Genomic DNA, 9,142 nt, shown 5'->3' on the forward strand with positions numbered 1-9,142 from the left:
CAAGGTACAAGGGAAATGTCATGTAGAAGATATTTCTGCTGCTTTTGGGAGAGATAATGAAAACGTGGGGTTTGTATTATTAACAATTCATATTGCTGACGAGGCTAATAAGAAAATAATTTGGAGGGTTGTCCATAATTATAGTATGTATATGGCATATAGTTGGATATGTGAAGACCCTATAGTAAAAGAGGGCGTATTAGTAATATCTGAAGAAGAATATAAATAACTAAAAAACTAAACAGGTGTTGTTTTTTATTTACACTAAAGAGAATGTTATTATTTTTATATTAAATAAATCATATTTTTTTGTTTATATTAAGTCTTAAAGTATATGTAGTTATGAGTGGTGTAAAGCTCCCATTTATATTTGGACTTAATCCTTTAAATTAAAATATAACATTAAGGATATTGTGCTAATAAGGTAATTAGTATGCATTTATCTATTTATTTTGTTTCTTTTTATTTCTGATAATTTTATATAAAAATATAGTAATTTATAAAAAATATAAAGTACTTGAATTTACAGAGGAGTATATTAGAATATCGCGGTATTCAAGTAATCAATCAATTTCGGAAACTATATATGTATCAAAAATCAGAGATATTGAATTTAATATAGCTACAAGAGGTAAGAGCATAAACTATTATATTAATATAAATACTTCAGGTAGAAAAATTAAATTTAGGATAAGTATGGCTCAAGACAATGAATTAAGAGATCATTTCAAATAGTTTTATAAATTCATGAAATAAAACTGACTAAGTGATTTGAATTGAGCTGTAACTAGACTGGTGTAAAGTTTTAAATTGAAGTAGAAAATTTTGAACATATAGTTAGTAGACTAAAAGCTATACCTACATCGCGGAGCAATCTTGCAAATGCTAATGATTCTATTAATAAAAAGAATTTACTGTATCAATCTAAAATTACTAAACTTAATTTATTTGGTACGAAAATGAGCCGATTTTCTGATAAGGCTCAAAAAACAGATTAGCGTGTTGCTAGTCGTATAACTACAGATTCAAAAGTGTTTGAAAAGGGGTTCGAAAAGAAATATAAGGTTAATATTAGTACACTTGCTGTTATTATTGATGCTGTAAAGACAGGTGGCATCGCTGTATTATCAACTGCTATATTAGGTGGAAATGGATTAAGCCAAAAGGATGTAAGAGGATTTAAGGATGGAATTAAAGATTGGTATAGGAATGGTGGCAAATACAAGATTGAAATTGCTAAATCAGCGTTTTTCACTGTAGTTGCTATAACTGCCCTCATAGCGGGAGGTTCAGTTTTTGCAGTCATAGCTGCAGCTGTTATAGTATTCAATGCAGCAAGTAAATTATATTCTTCAGTAAGGGCAGAAAATGCCTATAGGTCTAATGGAAATCGATCAGTAGCTGATAGAATTGGAAAAGAAGGTGGTAAGGAAGTAGCTCGAGATATGAATGTTTTTGTAGGTAAAGAAACTGGTAATGAAGGACTAAGGATATGGGGAGAAAATGCGGCAGGTTTCGTACATGGTGGATTAACTTTATATGCATCAGTTTATAGCATATATAAAATTGGTACGGGCCTTAAAGAATTTTCTGTTGGAAAAGATTTTAAATTGAAGACTTTCTATAATGATTTAAAGGCAAATGGCAGTAGTGGAAACCTAACAGCTGGTCAAGTGTTTATGAATAATGTTAAGAGTAAGTCTGTATTTAAAGATATTAAAAATTACGGAACGGTGAGCACGTTGTTGGGGAAAGGTGGGAAAGCTAGTATAGTGAAGGAGGTAATTAAACAAGACTACTTTGCAGGCTTTGCTAATAGTAGCACTATAAGTAGAGTTAATGCTGTGGTAGATTTTCATAACAAAATAAAAAATAATACATTTAACCTTGTGCATAAATTCAATAAAAATATTGATGGTATTACATCTAGTTTCAAAGAAATTATAGATAGTGGCATGGAGCCTAAAAACAATATGCCATAAGTCAATATGCTAAATCGTGCACTAGAATACCAATGTATGCCAATAAAATAAATATTGGAGGTGGAAAATGTATTATCAAAGTAAATTTTCTTTTTCTAAGTTTGTGAAATTATTTTTAGGAAGGGCTGTTCTCATTGGAGGTCCAGGAGTTATAGTTTGTGTTTATTTGTTTTTAATAAAAGGGCCAGGGCCAGTAATAGGTGAAAGTTCACCTGAAGTAGTTTTATATGTAGTAGGTATAATAATTACTCTAGCTGTTTTTAGCTCCATTTTTCTAGCACCTGCATTTTTTATAGGACCATTAAATCAATTAAGAAAAAGTGATATAAAATATATTAATGGCGTAATTGTGTACAACCATTTAAAATCAGGATGGATTGGTACTTATAATATTTACAATTTATATACTATAAATAAAATAAGTTACATTAATATTACATCGAAAAAAATTACAATTGAGGGAGACATAAGCTTAGAAGTGATTGTGAACAATCGATGTAAGAAGAATAAAGATATTAGCAATTTAAAAATACCCAATGTTTTTAATGGCATTGAATTTATGTCTAGCATTAATACAAATAGTGTCATTTGGAAAAGGGAATTATAAATATGGAGGGAATAGACATGGAAGAGAAAAACATTACGGAGGTAAAAAATGTATTATCAAAGTAAATTCTCTTTTTCTAAGTTTGTAAAAGTTTTTTTATTAAGGGCTGTTCTCATGGGAGCACCAGGTGTTTTATTTATCATTTGTATGCTTTTGGTGGGTAATAATGGACCAGTTTTAAGCACAAGCGTACCTAAGTCAATTGTTTTTTTTATGATTTTGATATCCTGTTTAGCAATTACTGTTTCTGTTTTTATAGCACCTGCATTTTTTATAGGACCATTAACTCGATTTAGAAAGAGTGATATAAAATATATTAATGGAATAATAGTATATCAGTTTCTAAAATCAAGCTATATTGGGTCTTATAGTATATACAATGTATATACTATAAATAAAATAAGTAACATTAACATTACATCTAAAAAAATTACAATTGAAGGAGATATATACTTAGAAGTAATTGTGAACAATCGATGTAAGAAGGATAAAGATATTAGCAGTTTAAAAATACCTAATGTTTTTAATGACATTGAATGGATGTCCAGTATTAATAAAAATAGTGTCATTTGGAAAAGGTAATTATAAAAATGGAGGGAATAGATATGGAAGAGAAAAGTATTTTGGAGGTAAAAAATGTATTATCAAAGCAAATTTTCTTTTTCTAAGTTTGTAAAAAATTTCTTAGGGCGGGCTGTTCTCATGGGAGCCCCAGGGATCCTATATTTTATTTACATGCTACTGAAAGATGGACCAGTTTTAAGTGATAGTACACCTGAATTTGTCGCAAAGTTAGCAGTTCTAATAGCTATTTTAGCTATTGCTGTTTCGATTTTTATAGCACCTGCATTTTTTATAGGACCATTAAATCAATTAAGAAAAAGTGATATAAAATATATTAATGGAGTAATTGTATATAACTTTTTAAAATCAAGTTGGATTGGTACTTATAGTATATATAATTTGTATACTATAAATAAAATCAGCAAGATTAATATTACATCTAAAAAAATTACAATTGAGGGAGACATACGTTTAGAAGTGATTGTGAACAATCGATGTAAGAAGGATAAAGATGTTAGTAGTCTAAAAATACCCAATGTGTTTAATGGCATTGAATTTATGTCTAACATTAATACAAATAGTGTTATTTGGAAAAGGGAATTATAAATATGGAGGGAATAAATATGGAAGAGAAAAATATTTCTGAGGTAGAGGAACATAACCAACAAGGTAAGGTTTTATTTTCACTTGAAAAATATAACGAAGCTATAGAAATGTATAAAAATGCTGAAAGTGAAGATCCGATGTATCTAGAATCATATTTTAATCTAGGAGAAGCTTATGTTATGTTAGATGAGTATAATAAGGCAAAGGAATCCTTTAATAAAGTTCTCTTAATAGATAAGAAAAATGCAATTACATATTTTCACCTAGGGAATGTTGAATTTTTACAGGGTAACAACGATATGGGTAGAGAATATTATGCTAAGGCTATAAATAATGGATATGATGATGCACAGCTATACGTAAACATGGGAAATGTAGCAGAACAAGCTGGAAATGATGAAGAGGCAATTTAAAATTATAACAAGGCAATCTTAAGGGACAAATTTAGAGCGGATGCAAAACTTAGTAAGGCCATGATATACATTGGTGATAATAAATTTCAAGAGGCTCTACAAACGCTTGATAATATGATAGAGTTTAATCCAGAAATTTTTGAAGGACATCATTATAAGATTTTAGTAAATATTGAGCTTGAAAATTACTTGGAAGCAGAAAAAACTTTAATAAAAGCTATGGGGTTATTTCCAGATGATGATGGATTTATACTTGATAAGATCATGTTATTAGAAAAACAGGGGAAATATGATGAAGCACTAGATTTAATAGACATAAGATATAATAATTCAGAAAATAAAACTGTACTTCTTGAAAAAGCAAAAATTCTACTTGCAAAAGATAGGATTGATGATTCAGTTTTATTATTTGAGAAAGTAAAGGATGCAGAAGAGAACTTTGATGAAGAAACCAGAGTTTATCTTATAAATATATATATAAATACAGATAAAGTTAGTAAGGCATTAGATTATTCAAAAGAAATAATTGCTAATGGAGAAGAAAGTTCATTTTATTTTGCTTCTGTTTACTATAAAGCACTTTGTCTAGGCAAACTAGGCAAAGTAGTAGAAGCAAAGGCAGCATATGAAGAAGCAATAAAAATATTTAGATTTGCGAGCTCTGCAAATCCAGGAATGCTTGATATAATTATGTATAGAGCATTGTGTTACAAAGAATTAAAAAATTATGATAAAGCATTTGAAATGGTTAATTATTTACTTGCAATAGATGAAGATATAGCGGAGGCTTACTTAATAAGATCTGAACTTTACAAGGTGTTAAATGAAAATGATAAAGCAGAGGCAGATAGAAGCACAGCAACTTCAAAAAGTAAATTACTTGGTACCTTAATAAACTCAAGTTCTTAATAGAGGGGGTGATTTTTTATGGCTAAACTTAAGATTGACTTAAATCAGTTACATCAAACTGCTCTTGATTACCAAAAATCCATTGATGACTTCACATTGATGAAAAACAATTTAATCCATGTAATTGCGGAGTTGAAGGCATCAGGTTGGATTTCTGGTGCAAGTACGCAGTATTTTAGCACATTTGAAGATACTTGGTCCCCTAATATGCAGATGCATATAGATATTCTTATACATTTAAAATCGTGCTTAACAAAGGCAAAGACTGATTACGATGATCTTTACTCTGATATCCCAAACCTAGGATCAGATTTATAACTTATTAATTCAATATAGTCGCTAAAATAGCGTTTATATAAATAAAAAAAATTTTTTAGGAGGTATTTATATGTCAAGAATTATGATCACACCAGAGGAACTTAGAGCATCTGCTAGTAAATTTACACAAAAGGCTGGAGAGGTAACAGACATAATTACAACATTAAGAGGTGAAGTTAACCGTCTTGAAAGTTCATGGGAAGGTGCAGCACAAAGTTCATTTTTCCAAGCTTTCCTAGACATGAGTAAAGTATTAGATAAATTCCCAGAAGTTTGCAATGGTGTAACGGGACAATTAAATGGAGTTGCTAAGACTATAGAAGAAACAGATGCAACTTTAGCTAGCCAACTTAAGGGCTAATATTGCAACACCAGAGATAATGGTTTAATAAGTAAGTTGTAGAAAGTATATAAAAAAAGAGCTTGTTATTTTAAAAGCTACTTAAAATCACTTACATAAAGAGAAAGGAGCTGTCTTAAAATGATTAATATAATCATTGGATTGGTAGCTCCTTTTTTTACATAGTTTGAAATTAATAATATAATAGTTAAAGAATAGAGAGTAACAGAAAAAAGGAGGTATTTAAATGAGATACATACCGTTGTTTATAGGTTTTGTACTTATCGTAATAGGTGGATGTACTAGAAAGAATATGTATTTATTAGTTGGATTAATTTTAATAATAGTAGGTTGTTTAATATTATAAAATGAAGGTATTTATATGGTGCAGCACAAAGCCAATTTTTCCAAGCTTTTATAGAGATGAGTAAAGTGTTAGAAAAATTTCAAGATGTTTGCAATGGTGTAACGGGACAATTAAATGGAGTTGCTAAGGCAAGTTATAAGTAGAAAAGTAATTAGTGATGCGACTTCAACTGCTACTAGATTAGCAGACACATTTGAAAGTAAAAAAGAAAATTTTGAACATATAGTTAGTAGACTAAAAGCTATACCTACATCGCGGAGCAATCTTGCAAATGCTAATGATTCTATTAATAAAAAGAATTTACTGTATCAATCTAAAATTACTAAACTTAATTTATTTGGTACGAAAATGAGCCGATTTTCTGATAAGGCTCAAAAAACAGATTAGCGTGTTGCTAGTCGTATAACTACAGATTCAAAAGTGTTTGAAAAGGGGTTCGAAAAGAAATATAAGGTTAATATTAGTACACTTGCTGTTATTATTGATGCTGTAAAGACAGGTGGCATCGCTGTATTATCAAATGTTATCTTAGGTGGAAAGGGATTAAGCCAAAAGGATATAAGAGGACTTAAGGATGGAATTAAAGATTGGTATAGGAAGGGAGCACATAGGTATTGGGTAGGAGTTGCAAAAGATGTTCTTGCAGTGGTTGCGATTGTTGCTGTAGTTTTACTTGCTATGCCAACTGGGGGGCTTTCCTTAGCAGCTCTAGGACCATTGCTTGGATCTACACTTGCAGCTCAATTATGTACAGGGTTTGAGCTATTTAAGGGAGCTAGTTCTATGGGTTATGATATAGCCGCATTAGCTAACTACAAGAGTACGGGTAATGCTACAGGGTCAAGGTGGTTCTGATGTTCTAGCAACTGCTTTTGGTGGAGCATTCTATGGTGTGGGATATTTAAGAGGTGGAGAAAATAAGGCTGATGCATTGAAGAAGACGGGAGAAAAAGTCGGGAAAACAACTTTTTCTACTTTGACAATTGCAACATTAGGATATGGAATTATTAAAACACCACTTGGATTAAGTAAAGATTTTAAAGCAATTAAAAAGATGGGCATGTATAACGGATTAAGTAATGTGGGTCTTATGAAAAAACTTGCTAAGAAAAAAATATTTTGTAAAGATCTTAAAGCCGGATTTGGAGCAGCAGGTATTGATAAGAATTTTAGTGTTTCAAAACTTATATTTCCTAAATTTGGATCTAAAAATAAATTTAATTTTAATGCTATCGTAAATGTTACTAGAGGGGGAGAAAAAGTACTTGCGGGTAAAGGGATAATTAATGATGCGATAAGTAATGGCAAAAAAATGTATGAACAAGCTGTAAGAGTAAAGGATATTCAAATGCAACCAAGCATGCCATAAAAGATTATGAAAAGATTAGATTTACAAGGAGGAGAACTAAGTGACAGAAGAGATAAAAGTTGATTTAAAAAAATATAAAAAGATTTATGTTAAAAAAACCATTTTTTATTTATTCCTATACCCAGTTATAGTAATGATAATATTATTTATAATGGGAACTATAGTGGACAAATTAGGATTTAATGCGTACTTTATAGATATGATAACTGGATTTATAGGTGGATGTTTATTCCTAAATAGTATAATTACTTGGTGGGCTTACTATTTTGGATATAAGAACACGTACAAGTCTACGAAATTTGTGCTTGAAGGGGACAATATTTTATTTATTCGTTTAAAAGAGAGAAATCCAATTTCAGGTGGGACATTTTATTACCATGATATACAGTCAGTTAGTAGTTATACCATAACCAATGATAAAATAATTGTTAAGGGATGTATATTAAAAAGAAAAGTTGATGAGGGTGGTTCAGAGGATGAATATAAGGAACGTGTAATTAATAGTATCAGTGTTCCTAATGTTTTTGGAAATGTGCAACTATTAGATAAGGCTTTGAAGAATAAAAAACAAGAGGTGGTTAGTAATGGAGATTAAAAGCATTTCTGAGTCCGAGGAATATAACCAACAAGGCAAAGTATTATTTTCAATTGAAAAATATGACGAAGCTATAGAAATATATAAAAAAGCCGAAAACAAAGACCCCATGTTTGTAGATACATATTTTAACCTTGGCGAGGCCTATGTTATGCTTGATAAGTATGATAAGGCAAAGGAATCTTTTAATAAGGTTCTTTTAATAGATAAGAAGAATGCAATTACATATTTTCATCTTGGAAATGTTGAGTTTCTCTTAAATAATAATGATATGGGCAGAGAATATTATGCTAAGGGTATAAATAATGGATATGATGATGCACAGTTATACGTAAACTTAGCAAATTTAGCAGAAGAAGCTGGGAATGATGAAGAAGCAATTAAAAATTATAATAAGGCAATTTTAAGAGATAAATTTAGAGCAGATGCAAAGCTACGTAAAGCCATGATATATATTGCTGACAACAAATATCAAGAAGCTTAGTATTTCAAAACTTATATCTCCTACTAGCAATAAATTTAAATTTAATGCTGCTGTAAATGTCACTAGAGGGGTAGAAAAAGTATTCGCAGGTAAAGGAATAATTAAAGAAACGATAAAAAATAGTAACCAAGTGTATGAACAAATGGTAGGCATAAAGAATAGTGTAATGCAACCAAGCATACCATAAAATATTATACATTTGATTAGATTAAAAAAGGAGGAGAATTAAATGAAAGATGAGATAAAAAGTGATTTAAAGAAGTATAAAAAAATTTATGTTAAAAAAACTCTTTTATATTTATTTGTATATCCCATTGTAGTAATAATCATATTAATGATTTTAGCAATAGTTATTGGTAAATTGGGAGTAAATGTAGACCCAATTGGTATGGCAATTGGGGGTGTTGGAACATTTGTATTCCTAAATAGTATAATTACTTGGTGGGCTTACTACTTTGGATATAAGAATACGTACAAATCTACGAAGTTTGTGCTTGAGGGAGATAATATTTTATTTATTCGTTTAAAAGAGAGAAATCCAATTTCAGGTGGAACATTCTATTATCATGATATACAGTCAGTTAGTAG

General features: G+C 30.0%; 16 protein-coding genes. All 16 read left to right on the plus strand.

All coding sequences use genetic code 11. The annotated features are described in order from the left end of the window. Positions 1 to 229 (plus strand): hypothetical protein (locus tag KPL44_RS24480; RefSeq protein ID WP_216255924.1); only part of this gene is annotated, 229 nt, incomplete at its 5' end. An 802-nt stretch (positions 230 to 1,031) separates the two neighbouring features. After that, on the plus strand, positions 1,032 to 1,982 hold the full coding sequence (locus tag KPL44_RS24485) for a hypothetical protein (RefSeq protein ID WP_216255926.1): 951 nt from the start codon (positions 1,032 to 1,034) through the stop codon (positions 1,980 to 1,982). Positions 1,983 to 2,049: 67 nt separating this feature from the next. Continuing rightward, positions 2,050 to 2,589, plus strand: a complete 540-nt coding sequence (locus KPL44_RS24490) for a hypothetical protein (protein ID WP_216255928.1) — start codon at positions 2,050 to 2,052, stop codon at positions 2,587 to 2,589. A gap of 48 nt (positions 2,590 to 2,637) precedes the next feature. Then, on the plus strand, positions 2,638 to 3,171 hold the full coding sequence (locus tag KPL44_RS24495; protein WP_216255930.1) for a hypothetical protein: 534 nt from the start codon (positions 2,638 to 2,640) through the stop codon (positions 3,169 to 3,171). Between the two features lie 54 nt (positions 3,172 to 3,225). Continuing rightward, positions 3,226 to 3,759, plus strand: a complete 534-nt coding sequence (locus KPL44_RS24500) for a hypothetical protein (protein WP_216255932.1) — start codon at positions 3,226 to 3,228, stop codon at positions 3,757 to 3,759. Between the two features lie 17 nt (positions 3,760 to 3,776). Beyond that, a complete protein-coding gene (locus KPL44_RS24505) occupies positions 3,777 to 4,172 on the plus strand; it encodes a tetratricopeptide repeat protein (RefSeq protein WP_216255935.1) in 396 nt (131 codons plus the stop codon). A 60-nt stretch (positions 4,173 to 4,232) separates the two neighbouring features. Beyond that, complete coding sequence (locus KPL44_RS24510) at positions 4,233 to 5,081, plus strand: tetratricopeptide repeat protein (RefSeq protein WP_216255937.1); 849 nt, start codon at positions 4,233 to 4,235, stop codon at positions 5,079 to 5,081. Positions 5,082 to 5,099: 18 nt separating this feature from the next. After that, positions 5,100 to 5,399 (plus strand): WXG100 family type VII secretion target, encoded by a 300-nt coding sequence (locus KPL44_RS24515; protein ID WP_216255939.1) that lies wholly within the window; start codon positions 5,100 to 5,102, stop codon positions 5,397 to 5,399. A 70-nt stretch (positions 5,400 to 5,469) separates the two neighbouring features. Then, positions 5,470 to 5,760 carry a WXG100 family type VII secretion target gene (locus KPL44_RS24520; protein WP_216255940.1) on the plus strand — a complete coding sequence of 97 codons (291 nt, stop codon included), beginning with the start codon at positions 5,470 to 5,472 and terminating at the stop codon, positions 5,758 to 5,760. A 460-nt stretch (positions 5,761 to 6,220) separates the two neighbouring features. Beyond that, positions 6,221 to 6,493: a hypothetical protein gene (locus tag KPL44_RS24525; RefSeq protein ID WP_216255942.1), complete on the plus strand. Its 273-nt coding sequence runs from the start codon at positions 6,221 to 6,223 to the stop codon at positions 6,491 to 6,493. 33 nt (positions 6,494 to 6,526) lie between these two features. After that, positions 6,527 to 6,961, plus strand: a complete 435-nt coding sequence (locus tag KPL44_RS24530) for a hypothetical protein (protein ID WP_216255944.1) — start codon at positions 6,527 to 6,529, stop codon at positions 6,959 to 6,961. Then, positions 6,936 to 7,475: a hypothetical protein gene (locus KPL44_RS24535; protein WP_216255946.1), complete on the plus strand. Its 540-nt coding sequence runs from the start codon at positions 6,936 to 6,938 to the stop codon at positions 7,473 to 7,475. Before KPL44_RS24530 ends, KPL44_RS24535 begins: the two co-directional genes overlap by 26 nt. 40 nt (positions 7,476 to 7,515) lie before the next feature. Then, entirely contained in the window at positions 7,516 to 8,070 is a 555-nt protein-coding gene (locus KPL44_RS24540; protein ID WP_216255949.1) for a hypothetical protein, read from the plus strand. Then, complete coding sequence (locus KPL44_RS24545) at positions 8,060 to 8,554, plus strand: tetratricopeptide repeat protein (RefSeq protein WP_216255951.1); 495 nt, start codon at positions 8,060 to 8,062, stop codon at positions 8,552 to 8,554. Before KPL44_RS24540 ends, KPL44_RS24545 begins: the two co-directional genes overlap by 11 nt. After that, a complete protein-coding gene (locus KPL44_RS24550; RefSeq protein ID WP_216255953.1) occupies positions 8,526 to 8,741 on the plus strand; it encodes a hypothetical protein in 216 nt (71 codons plus the stop codon). Before KPL44_RS24545 ends, KPL44_RS24550 begins: the two co-directional genes overlap by 29 nt. Positions 8,742 to 8,783: 42 nt before the next feature. Then, positions 8,784 to 9,142 (plus strand): hypothetical protein (locus KPL44_RS24555; protein WP_216255954.1); only part of this gene is annotated, 359 nt, incomplete at its 3' end.

The sequence above is a fragment of the Clostridium sp. DSM 17811 genome (genome assembly GCF_018861905.1).
GTDB classification, from domain to species: domain Bacteria; phylum Bacillota; class Clostridia; order Clostridiales; family Clostridiaceae; genus Clostridium_AD; species Clostridium_AD frigoriphilum.

Bases quoted from the DNA above. Each gene is read 5' to 3' on its own strand.
- KPL44_RS24490 (WP_216255928.1), top strand. From the start codon at position 2,050: ATGTATTATCAAAGTAAATTTTCTTTTTCTAAGTTTGTGAAATTATTT.
- KPL44_RS24535 (WP_216255946.1), top strand. From the start codon at position 6,936: ATGCTACAGGGTCAAGGTGGTTCTGATGTTCTAGCAACTGCTTTTGGT.
- KPL44_RS24520 (WP_216255940.1), top strand. From the start codon at position 5,470: ATGTCAAGAATTATGATCACACCAGAGGAACTTAGAGCATCTGCTAGT.
- KPL44_RS24545 (WP_216255951.1), top strand. From the start codon at position 8,060: ATGGAGATTAAAAGCATTTCTGAGTCCGAGGAATATAACCAACAAGGC.
- KPL44_RS24525 (WP_216255942.1), top strand. From the start codon at position 6,221: ATGGAGTTGCTAAGGCAAGTTATAAGTAGAAAAGTAATTAGTGATGCG.
- KPL44_RS24505 (WP_216255935.1), top strand. From the start codon at position 3,777: ATGGAAGAGAAAAATATTTCTGAGGTAGAGGAACATAACCAACAAGGT.
- KPL44_RS24495 (WP_216255930.1), top strand. From the start codon at position 2,638: ATGTATTATCAAAGTAAATTCTCTTTTTCTAAGTTTGTAAAAGTTTTT.
- KPL44_RS24510 (WP_216255937.1), top strand. From the start codon at position 4,233: ATGATATACATTGGTGATAATAAATTTCAAGAGGCTCTACAAACGCTT.
- KPL44_RS24515 (WP_216255939.1), top strand. From the start codon at position 5,100: ATGGCTAAACTTAAGATTGACTTAAATCAGTTACATCAAACTGCTCTT.
- KPL44_RS24500 (WP_216255932.1), top strand. From the start codon at position 3,226: ATGTATTATCAAAGCAAATTTTCTTTTTCTAAGTTTGTAAAAAATTTC.